Raw genomic sequence first — 20,829 nt, 5'->3', positions numbered from 1 at the left:
GCCGGTGACCACGCAGAAGACCCGCACCGGGACGCTCCGGGTGCGGGTCTTCTGCGTGGTCGCCCCCGCCAGCACCGCAGCCGAGCGCCTGCACGCGGTTCCGAGGGGCCCGGGAACCGCAGCCGAGCGCTCGGCTGCGGGGAGGGGCGGTCAGCGGAGGGGGGTGATGACGAAGACGGGGTGCCCCGGGGCGGCGGCGAGCAGCTCGGCGTCGGAGGCGTCGGCGCCGACGCCGTCGAAGAAGGCGCCCACCTCCCAGGCCCACCGGCGCAGGTACTCGCGCAGGACGGGCAGCTTCTCGGCGTCCCTGAGCTCGACGGCGGCGAACACCTCCGTGCGGCGCCCGGCCCTCAACTCGCCCCCGCCGGCAGCCCGAAGGTTGCGCACCCACTGGGTGTGCCCGCGCGGCGCCACGAGGTAGCGCTCCCCGGCGACGACGAGGGGGTTGACGGGCGTCGTGCGCCACTCACCGCTGGTGCGGCCGCGCACCGCAAGCACCCGCGACCCCGCCAGCGGCAGGCCCCAGCGCGTGGAGAGCGCGACCAGCGGGTTGAACAGGTGCTGCGTGGCCCAGCCGGGCGCGAGGTAGCGCACCGCACCCGTCATCGCGAGAGCACCGGACTTCTTCGAGAGCACTGATCGCGTCATGGCACGAGGCTCCCACGGGCGCCCCCGCGGCGCAAGAGCGGTGCTCTCGATAGGGAGCAGCGATCTGGGGCGTGCCAGGATCAGCCGCGTGACCGCCGCACTGACCGCCCGCGAACGCGCCCGCCGCGAGCTGACCACGGAGATCCTCGCGGCCGCGCGCCGGCAGCTGGCTGACGTGGGGGCCGCGGCGCTGTCGGTGCGCGCGGTCGCGCGCGAGCTGGGCATGGCCTCCTCGGCGGTCTACCGCTACTTCGCCACGCGGGACGAGCTGCTCACGGCGCTCATCGTCGAGGCCTACGACAGCTGCGGGGCCGCGGTGGAGTCCGCGACCGCCCCCGGGCGGGGGCGCACGCCCCGCCAGCGCTTCACGGCCGGCTGCGCGGCCCTGCGCGCCTGGGCGGTGGAGCACCCGCACGAGTACGCGCTGGTGCACGGCTCCCCCGTCCCCGGGTACAGCGGGGACGACCGGACGACCGCCGCGGGCTCGCGCGCCCCCCTGGCCCTGCTGGCCGTCCTCGCCGACGCCGGCGCGGCCCCGGAGGCCCCCGCTGCCCCCGCCCTGCCCGCGGTCCTGGCCGAGCAGGCCGCCCGCGTGCTGGCGGCCGCGGCGGACGGGCCCGCCGCCGGTGCGACCCCCCGGGCGGTGGTGGCGGGCACCCGCGCGTGGACGGCGCTGCTGGGCCTGGTGAGCAGCGAGCTGTTCGGCCAGCTCGCGAACACCTTCGACCCGGCTGACGCCCTCGCCGAGGCCGTGATCGAGGCCCTCGCCGACGACGTCGGCCTGTGACCGGCGCCCGCGACCTCGACGGAGGAGGACGACGGGCGTCGTCCTCCTCCCCTACCCTCGAGCGGGCAGCCCGACCACCGGGCCCCGTCGCACGCCCTGGAGGGGGTCCGCCCGTGAGCCGGCACCGCTCGCCCTCCTCGGTCACCCGTCGCGGCGCCCTGGTGGCCGGGGCCGCCTGGGTCGTCGGGGCCTTCGCCGCGTCCTCGGGCACCTCGGGCCGCGCGCCGCGGGCCGCGGCCCCGCAGGGCGCCACCGAGGCGCTGGCGGCCGCCGAGGTGCCCGCACCGGCCACCTCGGCGCCCGCCGCGCCGGCGCCCTCGCCGACCACCCCGGTCTTCGACCGCGGCACCCACTCCACCACCGACGCGGCGAGCCCGTGGGTGGTGGTGAACAAGCAGCACCCGCTGGTGCCCCCCGACTACGCCCCGGCGCAGCTGGTCACGGTGGCCGGCGAGGAGGTCAGCGCCGCCGCGGCGCCCGACCTGGAGGCTCTGCTGGCCCACAGCCGGGCCGACGGCCTCGCCCTGACGCTCGTGAGCGGCTTCCGCAGCCGCGACTACCAGGACCAGGTGCACCGCCGGTCCGTGGCCCGCAACGGGCAGGAGGGCGCGGACCGCTACAGCGCGCGCGCCGGGCACAGCGAGCACCAGACGGGCCTCGCCGTGGACTTCTCCTCCGCTGACGGGCGGGCCACGCTCAGCCCGCGCTTCGCCGAGACGGCCGAGGGGGCGTGGCTGGCCCAGCACGCCGGGGAGCACGGGTGGCTGCTGCGCTACACCGAGGCCGACCAGGCCGTCACCGGCTACAACCCCGAGCCGTGGCACTTCCGCTGGGTGGGGGTGGAGCTGGTGGCGGCCATGGCCGCAGCCGGGGTGGCCACCCTGGAGGAGTTCTTCGGCGTCAGCGGGGGCCCCGACTACGCCTGAGCCTCACGGGCCGGCGCAGCGGGGCCCCGGGCCGGTCGAGCCGGCCTGCGTCAGGACCCGACGGCCTCGCGCTGCTCGGCGCCGTGCCCGACCACCTCGTGGTGGTCGGAGCGGGAGCTGCGGGTGACCTCGATGCGGCGCGGCTGCGCCGAGGGGGCCACCGGCACGAGCAGGTGCAGCACGCCGTCGCGGTAGTCGGCGCTGACGCCGCCCGCGTCCAGGCCGTCGCCGATCTGCAGCTGGCGCACGAACGAGCCGTGCGGGCGCTCGGCGATCAGCACCTCGCGCGAGCCGGCGGCGCGGGTGGAGCGCTCGGCGCGCACGGTGATGACGCCGCGCTCGGTGGTGACGTCGACGCTGCTGGGGTCGACCCCCGGCAGGTCGAGCTCGACGTGGTAGCCGGCCTCGTCCTTCCAGACGTCCATCGGCATGCGCATCGGCGTGCGGGCGCCGCTGACCAGCTGCTGGGCCATGCGGTCGAGCTGGCGGAAGGGGTCGCCGAAGGGGTCGAACTGCATGACGGTCACGGGATCCTCCTCACCGGATCGTGGCGCGGTCCGCCGCTGCGGACCGCGGGCACCTGTGCGGTGCCACCCGTGGAGTACCCCTCGGCGCGCCGGCCGAAACCCGGGTTGAGCCGACCAGGCTCACCTCGGGTCAGCCCCGGCGGAGCAGGTCTGCGACCTCGGTCGCCCAGTACGTGAGCGTGGCCGTGGCGCCGGCGCGCTGGACCGCCGTGAGCGACTCCAGGACGGCGCGCTGCCTGTCGATCATGCCGGCGGCAGCAGCGGCCTCGACCATCGCGTACTCCCCCGAGACCTGGTAGGCCCACACCGGCACGTCCACCGCCGCCGCCACGTCGCTGAGCACGTCGAGGTAGGGCAGCGCCGGCTTGACCATGACGACGTCGGCGCCCTCGGCCACGTCGAGGCGGACCTCGCGCAGCGCCTCCCGGCGGTTGCCGGGGTCCATCTGGTAGGCGCGCCGGTCCCCCTGGAGGGTGGACTCGACGGCCTCCCGGAAGGGGCCGTAGAACGCCGAGGCGTACTTCGCCGCGTAGGCCAGCAGGACGACGTCGGAGCGCCCGACGGCGTCCAGCGCGGCGCGCACGACGCCGGTCTGGCCGTCCATCATCCCGCTGAGCCCCAGCAGCGAGGCCCCGGCCTCGGCCTGCGCGAGCGCCATCGCGGCGTAGCGCTCCAGCGTGGCGTCGTTGTCGACCCGGCCGGCGTCGTCCAGGACGCCGCAGTGGCCGTGGTCGGTGAACTCGTCCAGGCACAGGTCGGCCATGACCACGCAGTCGGACCCGACCGCCTCGTCCAGGGCGCGCAGGGCGGTGTTGAGGATCCCCTCGGGGTCGTCGGCGCCCGAGCCGCGCGCGTCGCGCACGGCCGGGACGCCGAAGACCATGACCCCGCCGACGCCGGCGGCCACGGCCTCCTGCGCGGCGTCCACGACGGAGGCCAGCGTGTGCTGCACCACGCCCGGCATCGACTGCATGGGCGAGGGCTCGCGCAGCCCCTCCTTGACGAAGACGGGCAGCACCAGGCGCTGCGGCGCCAGGCGCTCCTGGGCGCTGAGCGACCGCAGCGCCGGCGTGGCGCGCAGGCGCCGCGGCCGCTCGGCGGGGAACGGCATCAGCGGCCGATCACCGGCGCCGGCGGGCGCCGGCGCGGCGCTCGCTCGGGCGCAGCACGGGCTCGCCGGCCTCCTCCGCCTGGGCGCGCAGCTGCGCGCCGTAGGCGGCCAGGGCGTCGACCAGGGACGCGGTGCTGGCGTGCTCGGCCTGCACGTCCACCCGCAGGCCCAGCTCGGTGGCCGTCGCGCAGGTCGCCGGGCCGATGCAGGCCACCACGGTGCTCGGGTGCGGCTTGCCGGCGATGCCGACGAGGTTGCGCACCGTGGAGGAGGAGGTGAAGACCACCGCGTCGAAGGCGCCCGTCTTGATGGCGTCGCGCACCGGCGCCGGCGGCGGAGCGGCCCGCACGGTGCGGTAGGCGGTGACGTCGTCGACCTGCCAGCCGATCTGCTGCAGCCCCTCGACCAGGGTGTCGGTGGCGATGTCGGCCCGGGGCAGGAAGACCCTGTCGATCGGGTCGAGCACCTCGTCGTAGGGCGGCCACTCGGCCAGCAGGCCCGCGGCGGACTGCTCGCCCTCGGGCACCAGGTCGGGCTCGATGCCCCAGGCTCGCAGCTCGGCGGCGGTGACCCCGCCGACGGCCGCGACCTTCAGGCCGGAGAACGCGCGGGCGTCCAGGCCGTACTCGGCGAACTTGTCCTTCACCGCGCGCACCGCGTTGACGGAGGTGAAGCCCACCCACTCGTAGCGGCCGGTGACCAGGCCGCGGACGGCCTTCTCCATCTGGTGCGGGCTGCGCGGCGGCTCCACGGCGATGGTCGGGACGACCTCGCTGACGGCGCCGACGGCCGCCAGGCGCTCGACGGTGGCCGACGACTGCGCCTGCGTGCGCGGGACCAGCACGCGCCACCCGAACAGCGGCCGGGACTCGAACCACGCGAGCTTGTCGCGCTTGGCGACGCCCGGGCCCAGGACGGCCACGAGCGGCTCCGGGAGGTGGTCGCCCTCGGCGGCCAGGACGTCGGGCAGCGTCGAGAGCGTCGCGGAGACCGAGCGCTGCGCCGTGGTGGTGCCGCCCGAGGTCACGACGATCTCCGCGGACCCGCTGCGCCCCGAGGCCAGCAGCGCCTTGGCGGCACCCACGACGTCGTCGGCGGACCCGGTGACGACCACGGTGCCGGGCACCCCGCTCACCGCGTCCACCGCGGCCTCGCCCAGGGCGGCGTCCAGGACGTGCACGTCGCTGGAGCGCGCCGTGCTGGTCGCGATCCCCGCGTACAGCGGCACGGCGGTGGCCACGGACACGCCCGGGACCACCTCCACGGCCACCCCGGCGCGGCGCACGGCGGCCAGCTCGTCGGCCAGCTGGGGGGAGCTGGCCGCGTCACCGCTGAACAGGCGGACCACGGCGCGCCCGGAGCGGGCGGCCGCCAGGGAGAGCTTGGCGCGCGCAGCGCCGGTGAGCGGGGCGGCGCCCTCGGGGGCGGCGGTCTCCAGCACCTCGACGCCGTCGCCGCAGTGCCGCTGCACCGCGGCGAGGGCAGCGCTCTCGGGGGCGCCGGTCGACTGCGCGTCGGCCCCGCGGTCGACGACGACCACGTCGGCGGCGGCGAGCAGCTCGGCAGCGCGCAGCGTGAGCAGACCGGGGTCGCCGGGGCCCGCCCCGACGAAGGCGACGGCCGGCACGGGCGCCGGGGGGGCCGAGCTCGCCGTGCCGCCGCTGGCGGCGGGTGCGCTCTGGGTGGGGGTCGCACCGGCAGCACCGGGGGTGCTGGGGGCGGCGGTGGCGCCGGCGTCGGCCGCTGCGGGTGCGGCGGGGAGCGTCGGGGCGGAGGTGGGCGGGGTCACGGGTGCACCCTCTCCGGCGGCTCGGCCGCCGTGTCGTGAGCGTTCGAGGCTGGCTGCGGGGCTGCGCCGCTGGGGCGCGGGGTCTCGGGGCGGGCGGGGGCGGAGGGGTCGGGCGGGGCGTCCTGGCCGGTGGCCAGAGCGGTCTGCGGGGTCGGCGGGCCCTGGGGGCCCTGCGCGGTGCGCGCGGGCAGCGGCGCCAGCGCCGGCGAGCCCGAGGCCAGCAGGTCGGCGGCCACGCGGCGGCCGACCTCCTCGGCGCCCTCCAGGGGGCCGCTGCCGGTGCGCACGGCGGTGGCCGAGCCGTCCAGCGCCGTCACCAGGCCCGTCAGCCGCAGCCCGCCGCCGGCGTCGTCGAGCACGGCGAGGGCCCCGACGGGTGCGGCGCAGCCCGCCTCCAGGGCGGCCAGCAGCGCGCGCTCGGCCGTGGTCGCGGCGCGGCTGGCGGGGTCGTCGAGCAGGGCGCACGCAGCGGCCACCGCGGCGTCGTCGGCGCGGCACTCCACCGCCAGCGCGCCCTGGCCGGGAGCCGGCAGCAGGGCGGCGGCGGGGAGCACCTCGGTGGCCTCGTCGGCCCGGCCCAGGCGCAGCAGGCCGGCGCGGGCCAGCACCACGGCGTCGAGCCGGCCCTCGGACACCAGGCGCAGCCGGGTGTCGACGTTGCCCCGCACGTCCACGACCTCCAGGTCCGGGCGGTGCGCGCGCAGCTGGGCGGCGCGGCGCGGCGAGCCCGTGCCCACCCGCGCCCCCGCGGGCAGGTCGGCCAGGCGGCGGCCGCCGGAGGCGACCAGCACGTCGCGGGGGTCCTCGCGGGGCGGCACCGCCGCCACCACCAGCCCGGCGGCGGGCGCCGTCGGCAGGTCCTTGAGGGAGTGCACGGCCAGGTCCACCCGGCCGGCCAGCAGCGCCTCGCGCAGCGCGGTGGCGAAGACGCCGGTGCCGCCCAGGCTCGACAGCGGGGCGCGCGAGACGTCTCCCTCGGTGGTGACCTCCACCAGCTCCACCGCGCGGCCCGTGCGCTCGCGCAGCGCGGCCGCGACGTGCTCGGACTGGGTGCGCGCCAGCGCGCTGCGGCGGGTGCCCAGCCGCAGGGCGGCACCGGCGCTCACGCGGCGCCCTCCCCGGTGGGCGCCGCGACGGCGCGCAGCACCTCCGCCACGCTGCCCCCGCCGGTCGCGGCGGTGCCGGAGACGGTGGGCGCCACCGGCCCGGCGCCCAGGCCGCCCAGGCCGGCGGCGGGGCCGTCGAGGTCGAACAGCTCGCGCAGGGCCGCGGCGTACCCGGCGCCGTCGGCGCCGTCGGCGGCCAGGGCCTTGACGCGCACGGTGGGCGTGTGGAGCAGCTTCTCGGTGACCCGGTGCACGGCGAGCTCGGCCTCGGCGACGACCCGGGGGTCGGCGTCGGCGCCCAGGCGACCGCGGAGCCGGACCACCTCCCCCTCGACCACGTCGCGGGCCAGGGAGCGCAGGGCGGCCACGGTGGGCGCCACGGCGGCCGCGCGCTGCTCGGAGAGGTAGCCGGCGACCTCGTCGGCGACCACGGCGCGCGCCGACCTGACGCTGCCGGCGACCTCGGAGAGGGCCTCCTCGCCGCCCTCCCCCGGCGCGGGGGCCGCGGCGAGGCGGCGGCGCAGCGCGTCGAGCCCCACCAGCTCCACGCCGGGCAGCTCCCCGGCGGCCGGGTCGACGTCGTGCGGGAGGGCCAGGTCGACCAGCAGCTGCGGGGCGGGGCCACCGCCGCTGGCGCGCCGGCGCCCGGCGCGGGCCGCGGCGAGCTCGTCGGCCTCCAGCACCGTGCCGACGGCGCCGGTGCAGGAGACGACGACGTCGGCCCGGGCCAGCTCGGCGCGCAGCGCCGCGGCGTCCTCCAGCCCCAGCCAGGTGCCGCCGACCGAGGCGGCGAGCCGCTCGGCGCGCTCCGCCGTGCGGTTGGCCACGGCGATCGAGCCGACGCCGAGGCGCGCCAGGGTGGTGGCGGCCAGGGCGCTCATGGAGCCGGCACCCACCACCAGCGCGTGCACGCCCGCCAGGGGGCCGACCACCGCGTCGGCGCCCTCCAGCGCCGCCTCCACCAGGGAGCGGCCGGCCCTGTCGAGCCCGGTCTCGCTGTGGACGCGCTTGCCCACCCGCAGCGCGCGCTGGACCAAGGGGTCCAGCACGCGGCCGACGGTGGCGTCCTCCTGGCCGCGGCGCAGCGAGGCGCGCACCTGGCCCAGCACCTGGGACTCCCCCAGGGCCATCGAGTCCAGCCCGGCGGCCACGGAGAACAGGTGCTCCACGGCCCTCTCCCCGTAGGCGAAGACCAGCGACTCGGCCAGCTCGGCCAGCGGCACGCCGGCGCGCTGGGCCAGCGCGGCGGACAGGTCCTGCACGCCGAGGTGGAAGGAGGGGACCGCCGCGTACACCTCCACGCGGTTGCAGGTGGCCAGCACCGCGGCCTCCTGCACCGCGCCGCCGCACAGCTCGCGCGCCAGCTCGCGGGCGCCGTCGGCGTCCAGCGCGGCGCGCTCGAGCAGGGAGATCGGGGCGGTGCGGTGCGACATCCCCACGAACAGCAGGCTCACCGGGTGGCCCCCGCCCTGCTGGAGCCGGCGGGAGCCGGGTCGGTCAGCGCCGCGGGCCGCGCCCCGGGCAGCGGGGTCCCGCCGGCGGCGGCGCGGCGGCGCTCGCGGAAGGCGAGGATGCCCAGCTCGGTGGACAGGTCCACGCTGCGCAGCTCCACGCCCGCGGGCACGTGGAGCTCCACCGGGGCGAACGACAGGACGCTGGTGATGCCGGCGGAGACCACGGCGTCGCAGGCGGCCTGCGCCGCGCTCGCGGGCACCGCCAGGACGGCGATCCGCACGCCGAGCTCGCCCACGACCTGCGCGGCGCGCGCCGACGGCAGGACCTCGAGCCCGGCGACGCGCTCACCGACCACCGCGGGGTCGCTGTCGAGCAGCGCGACGACCCGCGTGCCCAGCGGCGCGAAGCCGCCGTAGTTGGCCAGCGCCCGGCCCAGGCTGCCGATGCCGACGATGACGACCCGCCACTCCTCGGCGAGCCCCAGGCAGCGGCCCACGTGCTGGACGAGGTGGGCCACGTCGTAGCCGACGCCGCGCACGCCGTAGCTGCCCAGGTGGGACAGGTCCTTGCGCAGCGTGGCCGAGCCCACGCCGGCGGCCAGCGCCAGCTCCTCGCTGGAGACGGTGGTCACGCCGCGCTCGCCCAGGCCGGTGAGGACGCGCAGGTACACCGGGAGCCTCGCGACGGTGGCGTCGGGGACGCCCCGCGCGCCGTCGCGCTGGGCGCGCAGCGGCGGGGTGGCGTGCGGGTCTGTCACGGCGGGGCAGTGCTCCTGCTGGCGGTCTGGGCGGCACCGGGGGCCTGCGGTCACGAGCTCCCGGTGCGCCCGGCGCGAGTGCGCGGGCGTCCCAGACTAGGCACTTGTGAAGGGCAGAACAAAGTCCGCGCACGGCGGCCCCGGCGCGCGGGCGCGGGAGGGGTCCGCCCCGGGCGCCCGCGGCAGCGCTCAGGCGCCCAGGGCGGCCACCAGGTCGGTCTCGCTGACGCGCCAGTGGGCGTGGTGGCGGCCGTCCACGGTCACCACGGGGACCAGGTCGGTGTAGCGCGCGCGCAGCTCGGCGTCACCGTCGACGTCGACCTCGCGCCAGGAGGCGCCGGCCGCCGCGCACGCCCGCGAGACCTGCTCGCGCGCCACGTCGCACAGGTGGCACCCGCGCCTGCCGTAGAGCACCACGCGCTCGGTGCCGCCGCCGTCCACGCGCCCGAGGCTACCGGGGGCGGGCGCAACCCGGCCCGGCCCGGCCCGGCCCGGCCCGGACGCACGAGACCCGCACCGCGCGGGGCGGTGCGGGTCTGCAGCAGGTGCGCCTACTTCTTGTTGCGGCGCTGGTGGCGCGTCTTGCGCAGCAGCTTGCGGTGCTTCTTCTTCGCCATGCGCTTGCGGCGCTTCTTGATGACCGAGCCCATCGTGCCTCAGATCGTTCGGGGCAGCGGCGAGCGCTGCCTGCGGATGCTCCTGCGCCCCAGCGTACCGACTGCGCGCAGCGCGCCCGGAACGCTCGGGGCGCCGGTCACATCGCCTCGGTCTCCACGAAGGAGTGCGACAGGTACTGGTCGACGGCCGTCTCCGGCACCCGGAAGGAGCGACCCACGCGCACGGCGGGCATCTCACCGGAGTGCACCAGGCGGTACACCGTCATCTTCGACACGCGCATCATCGTGGCGACCTCGGCCACGGTGAGGAAGCGCACACCGCTGAAGTCGCGGTCCATCGCCATGGTTCCTCCCGGTCGTCCCTGGACCCTGAGCTCCAGGGGCCTGTGACGACTCACAGTAGTGGCACGTGTGACTTCTGGGGAAGCCGTTGCGAGAGTTACACCGGTGTGAGACGTCCTGGCGGCGGAACCGGGCTGCTCGGCGCGACCGCGCTCAGTCGAACCAGGGGTCCAGCCCGTGCTCGGGGAAGACCGCGCGGCGCGTGGCCAGGACGGCCCGGTCCAGCGGGTCGGCCGGGTCGGCGCCGGCCTCCCACGGGGAGAACCAGGCCCGGCTGCCGTCGGTCATCGCCTCCGGGGCCTCCCAGCCCTGGGCGGTGACGAAGTCGCGCCACTCGGCGGGCACCGGCGTCGAGGGGGGCACGGGGGCGTGCGCCGCGACGCCCAGCAGGTGCGCCCACACCCGGGGGACGACGTCGACCAGGTCGTACCCCCCGCCCCCGGTGGCCACCCACCGCCCCCCGCAGACCTCGTGCGCCAGGTCGTGCAGGGACCGGGTGGCGGCGCGCTGCGCGTCGACGCTGACCGCCAGGTTGGCCAGCGGGTCCTGCGGGTGGGCGTCGGCGCCGTGCTGGGTCACCAGGACGTCGGGGCGGAACGCGCGCACGAGCGGGTGCACCACGGCGTGCAGGGCGCGCAGCCACCCGGCGTCCGCGGTCCCGGCCGGCAGCGCGACGTTCACGGCGCTGCCCTCCGCGCCCGGTCCGCCGGTCTCCTCGGGCCACCCGGTGCCCGGGAACAGGGTGCGCCCCGACTCGTGCAGCGAGACGGTCATCACCCGGGGGTCGTCCCAGAAGGCGGCCTCGACGCCGTCGCCGTGGTGCACGTCGAGGTCGACGTAGGCCACCCGGCGCGCACCGCGGCCCAGCAGGTGGGTGATGCCGACGGCCACGTCGTTGTAGATGCAGAAGCCGCTGGCCCGGTCGGGCATGGCGTGGTGCATGCCGCCGCTGACGTTGACGGCGTGCTCGACCTCCCCGGCCCAGACGGCCTCGGCGCAGTCGACGGTCGCGGCGACCACCCGCGCTGACGACTCGTGCATGCCCGCGAACACGGGGTCGTCCTCGGTGCCGAGCCCGTGCGCCACGTCGACGAGGCGGGGGTCGGCGGAGACCCTGCGGACGGCGGCGACGTAGCGGGGGTCGTGCACCGTGGTGATCAGCTCGTCGGGGGGCACCCGTGCGCCGACCACGCGCACCCCGGGCGCCGACAGCAGGCCCAGCCCCCGCGCCAGGCGCGCGGTGAGCTCGAGCCTCAGGGGCGCCATCGGGTGGCCGGGCCCGAAGTCGTGCGCCGCGAGGGCGTCGTCCCAGACCACCAGCGTGCGATCCGCCACCCGGTTCACGCTAGCGGCTGCCCGGCCCCGCTCAGGTCGGGGACGGCACCTGCAGGTGCTGGCGGGCGAAGGCGAGGGCGCCCGCCAGGGCGGCGCGGCGCTCGTCCGGCCCGCGGCTGCGCCGGGTGGTGACCTCCACGCAGGCGTCGCCCTGCCAGTCGCTGGCGGCCAGGTGCGCCAGCAGCTCGGCCACCGGCTGGGAGCCCTGGCCCGGCAGCAGGTGCTCGTCCTTGGGCGAGCCGTTGCCGTCGGTGAGGTGCAGGTGCACCAGCCGCTCCCCCATGCGGCGGGCGAGCTCCAGGCAGCTGAGCCCGGAGGTCGCGGCGTGGGAGACGTCGAGCAGCAGCGCGTCGTAGTCGAGCTCGCAGGGGTCCCAGCCGGGCAGGTAGGCGGCGAACTCCCGCCCGCCGGCGCGCCAGGGGTACATGTTCTCCACCGCGAGCGTGACGCCCTCGGCCTGCGCGACGCGCCGGACCCCGGCCTCGAAGCCCGTGGCGTAGTCCTTCTGCCAGCGGAACGGCGGGTGCACCACCACGGTGCGCGCGCCCAGCCGCTTGGCCATGCGCGCCGCGCGCTCGACCTTGGGCCACGGCTCCCGCCCCCACACGCGCTGGGTCAGCAGCAGCGTCGGCGCGTGCACCGAGGTCACCGGCACGCCGAAGTGGTCGGACAGCTCCGCGACGGCGTCCTCGTCCTGGCTGACCGGGTCGGTCCACACCATGACCTCGACGCCGTCGTAGCCCAGCCGGGCCGCCATCTCGAACGCGTCGGCCACCCCCTGGGGGTAGACGGACGCCGTCGAGAGGGTCACGGCCACGGGCACCGGATCACCCTACGGTCGCCGCTGCGGCCGCACCCGTGGAGGTGGCCGCAGCGGCGGGCCGCTCAGACGCCGCGGGCCAGGGCCCGGTAGGCGCCCTCCCAGCGCAGCTCGCGGCGGAAGGCGCGCGTCGTCGTCCCGGCCCCGATGACCGCCAGCTCGGTGCCGACGACGTCGGCCAGGTCCTCGAGGACCTCCAGGCCGAACTGGGTGCTCATCACCGTGTGGTGGGGGCCGCCGGCCTCCAGCCAGCACTCGGTGGAGGTGCGCCAGTCCGGCAGGGGCTCCCAGACGGCGCGGGCCACGGGCAGGTTCGGCAGGTCCTGCGGCGGGGTCACCACGCGCACCTCGTTGGCCACGAGGCGGAACCGCTCGCCCAGGTCGCACCAGCCGACGATGACGGCGTCCCCGGGGTCTGCGGTGTGGACCATGCGGACCGGGTCCTCGCGGTCTCCGATGCCGAGCGGGTGCACCTCGATGCGCGGCGTGGCGGTGGTGATGGTGGGGCAGACCTCGAGCATGTGGGCGCCGAGGATGCGCTGCGGCTGGCCCGGTGCGAGGTCGTAGGTGTAGTCCTCCATGAACGCCGTGCCACCGGGCAGGCCGGCGCCGGCCGCCTTGAGCACGCGGGTGAGGGCCGCGGTCTTCCAGTCGCCCTCACCGGCGAAGCCGTAGCCGTCTCCCAGGAGCCGCTGGACGGCCAGGCCGGGCAGCTGGCGCAGGGTGCCGAGGTCCTCGAAGTTGGTGGTGAACGCCTCGGCGCCGTTGGCCTCGAGCACGCGGCGCAGGGCCACCTCGATCTTGGCGCCGTAGTGCAGGGAGTCGGCGCGCTCGGCGCCGGGCAGCAGCTCGGGGGCCACCTCGTAGCGGTCGGCGTACTCGGCCACCAGCGCGTCGGCCTCGGCGTCGGAGACCTGCAGGACGACGTCGGCCAGGGCGTTGACGCCCAGCGCCTCGACGTCGACGCCCCAGCGGATCTGCGCCTCGACCTTGTCGCCCTCGGTGACGGCGACGTTGCGCATGGTGTCGCCGAAGCGCACCAGCTTCAGCGAGCGCGCCACGGAGGCCGCCACGGCGGCGCGGGCCCACTCCCCCACCCGCTGCTGCACGCCGGCGTCACCGGCGTGGCCGGCCACCGTGGTGCGCGAGGAGCGCAGCCGCGACAGGACGTACCCGAACTCCCGGTCGCCGTGGGCGGCCTGGTTGAGGTTCATGAAGTCCATGTCGATGGTCGCCCACGGCAGCGCCGGGTCGGCCTGGGTGTGCAGGTGCAGCAGCGGCTTGGACAGCACCGACAGGCCCGCGATCCACATCCGCGCGGGGCTGAAGGTGTGCATCCAGGTGATGACGCCGGCCACGGCGTCGTCGGCGCTGGCCTCGAGCATGACGCGGCGGATGGCGTCGGAGCTCTTCACCACGGGCTTCCACACCACGCGCACGGGCACCGCGCCAGCGCCGTCGAGCAGAGCGGCGACGCGCTGGCTCTGCTCGGCCACCTGGGCGAGGGTCTCCTCGCCGTAGAGGTCCTGGCTGCCGGTGAGGAACCAGACCTCGCGGGCGGAGAACGGGTCGAGCAGGGGTGACGTGCTGGTCATGGGGGTGTTCAGCCTCTCGTGGGTGTCGCGGTCAGCGTCTCGGCGGCAGCGTCAGCGCTGGCCGTAGACGTTCTGGTAGCGGTTGAAGAGCCGGTCGACCGCCTCGGTCGGGATCGGCAGCGGCTCGCCGTGCTGGCGCGACAGGTGGACGGTGCGGGCGACGTCCTCGGTCATGACGGCGGCCTTGACCGCCGAGCGCGCGTCCACCCCGATGGTGAAGACGCCGTGGTTCTGCATGAGGACGGCGGGGCTGCGCGACCCCGCCAGGGTGGCCACCACGCCGCGGCCGATGGAGTCGTCACCGATGATCGCGAACGGGCCGACCGGGATCGGGCCGCCGAACTCGTCGGCCATGGCCGTCAGCACGCAGGGGATCTCCTCGCCCCGGGCCGCCCACGCCGTGGCGTAGGGGCTGTGGGTGTGCACCTGGCCCCCGACGTCGGGGCGGGACCGGTAGACGAAGGCGTGGGCCGCCGTGTCGGAGCTGGGGGCGTGCTCGCCGTCGACGAGGTTCCCCTCCAGGTCGCACACGACCACGCCGCGCCAGTCGAGGGTCTCGTAGTCGACCCCGGAGGCCTTGATGACGAAGAGGTCCTCCCCGGGCACCCGCGCGGAGACGTTGCCGGCGGTCCAGGTGACCAGCTGGTAGCGGACCAGGTGGCCGTGCAGGGCGGCCACCTCCTCGCGCAGGCGGCGGTGGGTGCCGCGGTCCGAGCGGCGGGTCTCGCCGGGCGTGGTGCTGCTGGCGGGGGTGCTCATGGGTGCGGGGTGCTCCTCGTCGCACGCTGTCGGTCCAGCGCGGGCGCCGGCGGCCGCGTCGATTGTGAGCGCTCACACGGCGGCGGGTCAACCTCCGGCGCGGCGCGCGGGCGGCGGCCCGGTGCTCGCGCGCACCACGAGCTCGGGCTGCACCCGCCGCACCTGCGCCGGCTCGCCGCGCAGCCGGGCCAGCAGGACCTCCAGGCAGCGACGGCCCAGCGCGTCGAAGTCCTGCCGGACGGTGGTCAGCGGCGGGACGAGGTAGGCCGCCTCGGGGACGTCGTCGAAGCCGACCACGCTGACGTCCTGCGGGACGCGCAGGCCGCGCTGCCACAGCGCGCCCAGCAGGCCGATGGCCACCTGGTCGTTGCCGGTCAGGACGGCGGTGGCGCCGCGCTCGACCAGGGCCGCCGCGGCCCGGTGGCCCGAGGCGGCGGCCCAGTCCCCGCGCACCACCTCCGGCACCGGCGCCCCGGCCGCCAGCAGCTCGGCGCGCCACCCCGCCTCGCGCGCCCGGGCCTCCAGCCAGCTGGGCGGCCCGCTGACGTGGTGGACGGTGGCGTGCCCCAGGTCCAGCAGGTGGCGCACCGCGCACCGGGCCCCCTCCTCCTGGTCCACGCTGGCCGAGGGCTGCCCGGGGCCGGCCCCGCCCTCCCCGCGGGCCGCCAGCGGGGCCTCCAGGGCCACCACGGGCACCGAGGGGTCCAGCGCCTCCACCGCGGCGACCGCGGCGTCGTCGGGGGCGATGACCACCAGCCCGTCCACGCCGAGGTCGCGCAGGTGGTCCACCGCCCGGCGCACCTCCTCGCGGCCCACCTCCGGCAGGAGCACCACCGAGGTGGCGTACCCGGCGGCCCGCGCGGCCTGCTCCACGCCCAGCAGCGCGCTCGTGGGGCCGAACTCGGCGCTGCTGGCGCTGACCAGGCCGATGGTGCGCGTGGAGCGGGTCACCAGGGCCCTGGCGGCGGTGTTGACGCGGTAGTCGAGGTCGGCGATGGCCCGCTCCACGCGGCGCCGGGTCGCCTCGCGCACGCTCGGGTGCCCGTTGACCACGCGCGAGACCGTCTGCAGCGACACCCCGGCGCGCGCGGCGACGTCGGCCATCACCGGGGCTCGACCGGCGGGCCCGCCACCGCCCGGCGCGTCGACCACCACGACCTCCACCCCGCCGGGGCGCTGCTGCCCGCGGCCGCGGCACGTCCGGCGGCCGCCACCGCACCGGGCGCTGCGCCGGGCGCTGCGATGGTAGGGCGTGGGGGCTGGCGCGCAGCAGCGGTGCAGAGCACAGTGACGGCCATGAGCAGCACGCACGCCGAGACGCGCCGCCCGGGCCCCCCGGGCCGCGGCGCGATCCGCAAGCCCCTCTTCTCCCCGGCCTCCGTGGCCCTGTTCCTGCTGTTCCTCGGCGGCACCGTGCTGGCCACCGTCGTGCCGGCGGGCATCGCCTCGCCCAGCGACCTGGAGGGCACCACCCTCGCGCAGGCCTGGCGCGCCTTCACCGTCTCCGTGGTCGGGCTGCTCGTCATGGCGGTCGCCTCGGGCTTCCTGTACGCCCGCACCCGCGAGATCGCCATGCTCGTCCTGGCGGTCGCGCCGACCACGGCGGGCTTCGTGGGCGCCGTCGTCCTGCTGGCCATGCACGGCTTCGCCTCCGCCTACCCGAACGCCTACTGACCCGCCGCTCCACCGGCGCGGCGTCCTCGCTGCTCACGTCGGGTGTCGCAGGCACCGCCTAGCGTCACCGGCGTGAGCACCCGCACCGCCCGCACCCCCCGCACCGAGCACCGCTGCGCGGAGTGCGGCTGGACCACGCCGCGCTGGGTCGGCCGGTGCGGGCAGTGCCAGGCGTGGGGCTCCCTGGTCGAGGCCTCGCCGCTGCTCGCCGCCGCGCCCCGGGGGGCCGGGGCGCCCGCCCCGGCCAGCCCCGTGCGCGCGGCGCGGCGCGCCAGCGAGGTGGTCACCGGCGGGCGCCTGGAGCGCCTGGCCACCGGCCTGGCCGAGGTCGACCGCGTGGTCGGCGGCGGGCTGGTGCCCGGGCAGGTGCTGCTGCTGGCCGGTGAGCCGGGGGCCGGCAAGAGCACGCTGCTGCTGGCGGTGGCCGACGCCGTCGCCGCGGCCGCCGGCCCCGGCGCGGTGGTGCTCTACGTCTCGGCCGAGGAGTCCGTGGAGCAGATCGCCGTCCGCGCGCGCCGCACCGGGGCCCGCTCCGAGCAGCTGCTGCTCGCCGACGACACCGACCTCGGGGCCGTGCTCGGGCACGTCGAGCAGCTGGCGGCCTCCTCCGAGCGGCTGGCCCTGCTCGTGGTCGACTCCGTGCAGACCGTCTCCTCCTCGGAGGTCGAGGGGCGCCCCGGCGGGGTGTCCCAGGTCATGGCGGTGGCCGGGGCGCTGACCCGGCTGGCCAAGGAGCGAGGTCTTCCGGTGTGCCTGGTCGGGCAGGTCACCAAGGAGACCACCGTCGCCGGGCCCCGGTCCCTGGAGCACCTGGTCGACACGACCCTCACGCTGGAGGGGGACCGCCACACCGCGCTGCGCCTGCTGCGCGCCGTCAAGAACCGCTACGGACCGGCCGACGAGGTCGCCTGCTTCGAGCAGACCGACACCGGCCTGCGCGAGGTGCCCGACCCCAGCGCCCTGTTCCGCGGCACCCGCGACGCCCCCGTCCCGGGCACCTGCACCACGGTCGTGGTGGAGGGCCGCCGCGCCCTGCTCGCGGAGGTCCAGGCGCTGGTGGCCACCACGCAGGCCCCCGTCCCGCGCCGTGCGGTCTCCGGCCTGGACACCGCGCGCACCGCGATGCTGACGGCGGTCACGGAGAAGCACACCGGCGTGCGGCTGCACGCCTCCGAGCTGTACGTGGCCTCCGCGGCGGGCATGCGCCTGTCGGACCCGGGCGCGGACCTGGCGGTGTGCCTGGCCATCGCCTCCGCCGCGCGCGACCGCGCCCTGCCCGCCGACGTCGCCGCCCTCGGGGAGGTGGCCCTGTCCGGTGACGTGCGGGCGGTCCCGCTCCTGCAGGCGCGCGCCGCCGAGGCGGTGCGGCTGGGCCACACACGCCTGCTGGTCCCCCCCGGGGCGGCCGACCTCGTGGACGGGCGCACGCGCCGCGCCGCCCGCCTGGAGGTGGTCGCCTCCCTGGGCGAGGCCGTGCGGGCCGTGCTGGACGGCTGAGCCGCGCTGCGGGCGCCCCGCCACCGGCTGCGGCGGCCGGGCGACCCCGTCGCCTCCGGGCCGAGCCGTCCGGGCGCCTCCCCCTAGACTCCCCGCGTGGACGAGCGCGAGGAGGAAGCCCTCCTGCGGGCCACGCTGGCCGTCGTGGCCCCCGGCACGGCGCTGCGCGACGGCCTGGAGCGCATCCTGCGCGGTCGCACGGGCGCGCTGGTCGTCCTCGGGCACGACGAGACGGTCGAGCAGCTGTGCACCGGCGGCTTCAACCTCGACGTCGACTTCTCCGCCACCCGCCTGCGCGAGCTGGCCAAGATGGACGGCGCCATCGTGTGCGACCGGGCCGTCACGCGGATCGTGCGCGCGGCCGTCCAGCTGGTGCCCGACCCCTCCATCGAGACCAGCGAGTCCGGCACGCGGCACCGCACCGCCGAGCGCACCGCCAAGCAGACCGGCCTGCCGGTGGTCTCCGTGAGCGCCTCGATGAACATCGTGGCGCTCTACGTCGGCTCGCGGCGGCACGTGGTGGAGGGCTCGGACTCCATCCTGGCCCGCGCCAACCAGGCGCTGGCCACCCTGGAGCGCTACAGGTCCCGCCTGGACGAGGTCACCGGCACCCTGTCGGCCCTGGAGATCGAAGACCTGGTCACCCTGCGCGACGTCGCCAGCGTGCTGCAGCGCCTGGAGATGGTGCGGCGCATCTCCGCGGAGATCTCCGGCTACGTGGTGGAGCTGGGCGCCGACGGCCGCCTGCTGTCCCTGCAGCTGGACGAGCTGGTCAGCGGCATCGGCGGCGACCGCGAGCTGGTGGTGCGCGACTACCTGACGGGTCCCGCGGGCAGCGTGACCGCCGTGCGCACCGGCCGCAGCGTCCAGGGCGTCCTGGAGGACCTCTCGGCCCTCACCGACACCCGCCTGGTCGACCTGGAGGCGCTCTCGCGGGTGCTCGGGCTCCTGGCCGACGGCGACACGCTGGACTCCCCCGCCTCCCCGCGCGGCTACCGCCTGCTCTCCAAGGTGCCGCGCCTGCCCGCCGTCGTCGTCGAGCGGCTGGTGACCCACTACGACGGGCTCCAGAAGCTGCTGGCCGCCAGCACCGACGACCTCATGGGCGTCGGCGGGGTCGGGGAGCACCGCGCCCGCGCCGTGCGCGAGGGCCTCTCGCGCCTGGCCGAGTCCAGCATCCTCGAGCGCTACGTCTAGGCCGGGTGCCCCGGCGCCGCGCGGGGCATGATCGTGGCGTGACTGCTGACGGTCGTGCTGGTGGCCCGAGCGGCGCAGGGGCTCCCGAGCTGGTGCTCGGGCCCCTGCTGCGCCACGTCGACGCGACGAGCGCCACCGTGTGGGTGGAGACCAGCGGGCCCGCCACCGTCTGCGTGGAGGTGGGTGGGGGCGCGCTCGCCGCGCCCGTGACCGCCGAGGGGCGCACCTGGGGCGTGCACGGCCACCACTACGCCATCCTCGTGGTGCGCGGGCTGCCCGAGGCCAGCGAGCTGCCCTACCGGGTGCACCTCGCCGAGCCCGCCGGCGAGGGAGCCCTCGCCGGAGCGGGCCGGCAGGTGTGGCCCCCGCCGGAGCCGAGCGCCGAGCTGGCGGCCTTCCCCCCCAGCACCATCCGCACGGCCCGCTCCGACGGGCGCCTGCGCCTGGCGTTCGGCTCCTGCCGCCGCTCGGAGCCGCTCGACGCCGCCGGCGTCGCCGCGGTGGGCCCCGACGCCCTGGTGGAGCTGGCGCACCGCACGGCGGCCGCCGCCCGCGGGCAGGACGGCTTCGAGCGCCCCGACGTGCTGCTCATGCTGGGGGACCAGCTCTACGCCGACGAGCCGTCGGCCCCGGTGCGCGAGCGCCTGGAGCGGGCGCGCCGCGACCCCGACGTCGCCGACCACCCCGAGGTCGCGCACGAGATCTGCACGTTCGAGGAGTACACGTGGCTGTACACCGAGAGCTGGAGCGTGCCCCCGGTGCGCTGGCTGCTCTCCACGCTGCCGACGTGCATGCTGCTGGACGACCACGACCTGCGCGACGACTGGAACACCTCCCAGGCGTGGCGGGAGCAGGTGCGGCGCCAGCCCTGGTTCGACGACAGGGTCCGCGGGGCGCTGGGCAGCTACTGGGTCTACCAGCACCTGGGCAACCTCAGCCCCGCCGAGCTCGAGGGCGAGCAGCTGCTGGCGGCCCTGGTGGCGGCCGAGGACGACGACGCGCGCAGCGCCCTGCTCGACGACTACGCCGAGCGCGCCGACGCCGACCCCGACACGGCGCGCTGGAGCTACGTGCGCGACTTCGGGCGCGCCGGCACCCGTGGCGCCGGGGGCGGTGCTGACGGGCAGGGCGGCGGCGTGCGCGTGGTGGCCGTGGACTGCCGGTGCTCGCGGCGCCTGGACCCCGCCGACCGCGCGATCCTGGACGACGCCGAGTGGGAGTGGGTGACCCGCCAGGCCCAGCCGGACGTCGCGGTGGACCACCTGCTGCTGGCCAGCACCCTGCCGGCCCTCATGGTCCCCGCCTTCTCCGACGTGGAGGCCTGGAACGAGGCGCTGGTGGCGGGGCGGTGGGGCCGCTGGCTGCAGCGCCCCGCGGAGGTCCTGCGGCAGGCCGTCGACCTGGAGCACTGGCCCGCGTTCGGCACGTCGCTGCACGACCTGCTGGGCCTGCTGGCGCGCGTGGCCGGCGGCCCGCGCCCGCCGGCGAGCATCCTGCTGCTCTCCGGCGACGTGCACTGCAGCTACACCGCCCGTGCGCAGCTGGACGGGGTGGTGGGCAGCCCCACCGCCGTCCACCAGCTGGTGATGTCCCCGTTCCGCAACCCCCTCAAGCCGGCGCTGCGGGTGGCCAACCGCCTGGCGGACCGGGCGCCCGTGCGCGCGGCGGCGGCGCTGCTGGCGCGCGCCGCGCGGGTGCGCCGGCCACCGGCCACGTGGGAGGTGGAGGAGGGTCCCTGGTTCGAGAACGGGGTGATGACCGTGGTGCTCGACGGGCGCAGCGCCCGCCTCGAGGTCGACCACGTGCGCGTGGACCGCTCCGGCGCCTGGCAGCGCCGCACGCACCACCGCGCGCTCACCTGAGGCGACCCGCTCCGGCCAGCGGCCC

At 77.3% G+C, this 20,829-nt stretch carries 20 protein-coding genes and 1 pseudogene; 6 read left to right on the top strand and 15 right to left on the bottom strand.

Annotated elements, in window-relative coordinates; genetic code table 11:
• Positions 1–150 precede the first annotated feature (150 nt).
• Entirely contained in the window at positions 151–606 is a 456-nt protein-coding gene (locus ACUN9U_RS02605; protein ID WP_445483503.1) for a nitroreductase family deazaflavin-dependent oxidoreductase, read from the bottom strand.
• 130 nt (positions 607–736) lie between these two features.
• Here ACUN9U_RS02605 and ACUN9U_RS02600 point away from each other — a divergent pair, with 130 nt between their 5' ends.
• A complete protein-coding gene (locus tag ACUN9U_RS02600; protein WP_445483355.1) occupies positions 737–1,435 on the top strand; it encodes a TetR/AcrR family transcriptional regulator in 699 nt (232 codons plus the stop codon).
• A 113-nt stretch (positions 1,436–1,548) separates the two neighbouring features.
• Positions 1,549–2,361 (top strand): M15 family metallopeptidase, encoded by an 813-nt coding sequence (locus tag ACUN9U_RS02595; RefSeq protein WP_445483354.1) that lies wholly within the window; start codon positions 1,549–1,551, stop codon positions 2,359–2,361.
• A 50-nt stretch (positions 2,362–2,411) separates the two neighbouring features.
• Here ACUN9U_RS02595 and ACUN9U_RS02590 read toward each other — a convergent pair whose 3' ends face one another.
• The 14 genes and pseudogenes from ACUN9U_RS02590 to ACUN9U_RS02525 form a co-directional block, all read right to left on the bottom strand.
• The gene (locus ACUN9U_RS02590; protein WP_445483502.1) at positions 2,412–2,879 is read right to left on the bottom strand and encodes an Hsp20/alpha crystallin family protein; all 468 of its coding nucleotides are present in this window, start codon (positions 2,877–2,879) and stop codon (positions 2,412–2,414) included.
• A 139-nt stretch (positions 2,880–3,018) separates the two neighbouring features.
• Positions 3,019–3,999 carry a porphobilinogen synthase gene (hemB, locus tag ACUN9U_RS02585; RefSeq protein ID WP_445483353.1) on the bottom strand — a complete coding sequence of 327 codons (981 nt, stop codon included), beginning with the start codon at positions 3,997–3,999 and terminating at the stop codon, positions 3,019–3,021.
• 10 nt (positions 4,000–4,009) lie between these two features.
• Positions 4,010–5,788: a bifunctional uroporphyrinogen-III C-methyltransferase/uroporphyrinogen-III synthase gene (locus tag ACUN9U_RS02580; protein ID WP_445483352.1), complete on the bottom strand. Its 1,779-nt coding sequence runs from the start codon at positions 5,786–5,788 to the stop codon at positions 4,010–4,012.
• 197 nt (positions 5,789–5,985) lie between these two features.
• Positions 5,986–6,894, bottom strand: a pseudogene (gene hemC, locus ACUN9U_RS02575) (hydroxymethylbilane synthase); the annotation flags it as partial.
• Positions 6,891–8,348 carry a glutamyl-tRNA reductase gene (locus ACUN9U_RS02570; RefSeq protein WP_445483351.1) on the bottom strand — a complete coding sequence of 486 codons (1,458 nt, stop codon included), beginning with the start codon at positions 8,346–8,348 and terminating at the stop codon, positions 6,891–6,893. The pseudogene hemC and the gene ACUN9U_RS02570, both read right to left, overlap by 4 nt.
• On the bottom strand, positions 8,345–9,106 hold the full coding sequence (locus tag ACUN9U_RS02565) for a redox-sensing transcriptional repressor Rex (RefSeq protein WP_445483350.1): 762 nt from the start codon (positions 9,104–9,106) through the stop codon (positions 8,345–8,347). The genes ACUN9U_RS02570 and ACUN9U_RS02565 overlap by 4 nt, the downstream gene beginning before the upstream one ends.
• A 189-nt stretch (positions 9,107–9,295) precedes the next feature.
• Complete coding sequence (locus ACUN9U_RS02560; RefSeq protein ID WP_445483349.1) at positions 9,296–9,547, bottom strand: glutaredoxin family protein; 252 nt, start codon at positions 9,545–9,547, stop codon at positions 9,296–9,298.
• A gap of 110 nt (positions 9,548–9,657) precedes the next feature.
• The gene (locus ACUN9U_RS02555; protein WP_003792170.1) at positions 9,658–9,756 is read right to left on the bottom strand and encodes a 30S ribosomal protein bS22; all 99 of its coding nucleotides are present in this window, start codon (positions 9,754–9,756) and stop codon (positions 9,658–9,660) included.
• Positions 9,757–9,860: 104 nt separating this feature from the next.
• Positions 9,861–10,067 (bottom strand): helix-turn-helix domain-containing protein, encoded by a 207-nt coding sequence (locus tag ACUN9U_RS02550; protein ID WP_109774631.1) that lies wholly within the window; start codon positions 10,065–10,067, stop codon positions 9,861–9,863.
• A gap of 151 nt (positions 10,068–10,218) precedes the next feature.
• Positions 10,219–11,400, bottom strand: coding sequence for an acetoin utilization protein AcuC (locus tag ACUN9U_RS02545; protein WP_445483348.1), 1,182 nt, complete (start codon positions 11,398–11,400; stop codon positions 10,219–10,221).
• A 31-nt stretch (positions 11,401–11,431) separates the two neighbouring features.
• Entirely contained in the window at positions 11,432–12,223 is a 792-nt protein-coding gene (locus ACUN9U_RS02540) for a sugar phosphate isomerase/epimerase family protein (protein ID WP_445483347.1), read from the bottom strand.
• A 62-nt stretch (positions 12,224–12,285) separates the two neighbouring features.
• Complete coding sequence (gene araA, locus ACUN9U_RS02535; RefSeq protein ID WP_445483346.1) at positions 12,286–13,815, bottom strand: L-arabinose isomerase; 1,530 nt, start codon at positions 13,813–13,815, stop codon at positions 12,286–12,288.
• A 51-nt stretch (positions 13,816–13,866) separates the two neighbouring features.
• Positions 13,867–14,574: an L-ribulose-5-phosphate 4-epimerase gene (locus ACUN9U_RS02530; RefSeq protein WP_445483345.1), complete on the bottom strand. Its 708-nt coding sequence runs from the start codon at positions 14,572–14,574 to the stop codon at positions 13,867–13,869.
• An 87-nt stretch (positions 14,575–14,661) separates the two neighbouring features.
• Positions 14,662–15,726, bottom strand: a complete 1,065-nt coding sequence (locus tag ACUN9U_RS02525) for a LacI family DNA-binding transcriptional regulator (protein WP_445483344.1) — start codon at positions 15,724–15,726, stop codon at positions 14,662–14,664.
• A 144-nt stretch (positions 15,727–15,870) separates the two neighbouring features.
• Here ACUN9U_RS02525 and ACUN9U_RS02520 point away from each other — a divergent pair, with 144 nt between their 5' ends.
• From ACUN9U_RS02520 to ACUN9U_RS02505, 4 genes are all read left to right on the top strand, one after another.
• Positions 15,871–16,248, top strand: coding sequence for a hypothetical protein (locus ACUN9U_RS02520; protein ID WP_445483343.1), 378 nt, complete (start codon positions 15,871–15,873; stop codon positions 16,246–16,248).
• Positions 16,249–16,320: 72 nt separating this feature from the next.
• Complete coding sequence (gene radA / locus ACUN9U_RS02515) at positions 16,321–17,745, top strand: DNA repair protein RadA (RefSeq protein ID WP_445483342.1); 1,425 nt, start codon at positions 16,321–16,323, stop codon at positions 17,743–17,745.
• Positions 17,746–17,841: 96 nt separating this feature from the next.
• Positions 17,842–18,942, top strand: coding sequence for a DNA integrity scanning diadenylate cyclase DisA (disA, locus tag ACUN9U_RS02510; protein ID WP_445483341.1), 1,101 nt, complete (start codon positions 17,842–17,844; stop codon positions 18,940–18,942).
• A 38-nt stretch (positions 18,943–18,980) separates the two neighbouring features.
• Positions 18,981–20,804, top strand: a complete 1,824-nt coding sequence (locus ACUN9U_RS02505; RefSeq protein WP_445483340.1) for a DUF7800 domain-containing protein — start codon at positions 18,981–18,983, stop codon at positions 20,802–20,804.
• Positions 20,805–20,829: the final 25 nt, after the last annotated feature.

This window comes from Quadrisphaera sp. KR29 (assembly GCF_052644995.1).
Note: the sequence above shows the minus strand (reverse complement) of the source record. Positions and strands in the feature narration are given on the sequence as shown.

Bases quoted from the DNA above. Each gene is read 5' to 3' on its own strand.
- ACUN9U_RS02605 (WP_445483503.1), bottom strand. From the start codon at position 606: ATGACGGGTGCGGTGCGCTACCTCGCGCCCGGCTGGGCCACGCAGCAC.
- ACUN9U_RS02590 (WP_445483502.1), bottom strand. From the start codon at position 2,879: ATGCAGTTCGACCCCTTCGGCGACCCCTTCCGCCAGCTCGACCGCATG.
- hemB (WP_445483353.1), bottom strand. From the start codon at position 3,999: ATGCCGTTCCCCGCCGAGCGGCCGCGGCGCCTGCGCGCCACGCCGGCG.
- ACUN9U_RS02555 (WP_003792170.1), bottom strand. From the start codon at position 9,756: ATGGGCTCGGTCATCAAGAAGCGCCGCAAGCGCATGGCGAAGAAGAAG.
- ACUN9U_RS02550 (WP_109774631.1), bottom strand. From the start codon at position 10,067: ATGGCGATGGACCGCGACTTCAGCGGTGTGCGCTTCCTCACCGTGGCC.
- araA (WP_445483346.1), bottom strand. From the start codon at position 13,815: ATGACCAGCACGTCACCCCTGCTCGACCCGTTCTCCGCCCGCGAGGTC.
- ACUN9U_RS02530 (WP_445483345.1), bottom strand. From the start codon at position 14,574: ATGAGCACCCCCGCCAGCAGCACCACGCCCGGCGAGACCCGCCGCTCG.
- ACUN9U_RS02520 (WP_445483343.1), top strand. From the start codon at position 15,871: ATGAGCAGCACGCACGCCGAGACGCGCCGCCCGGGCCCCCCGGGCCGC.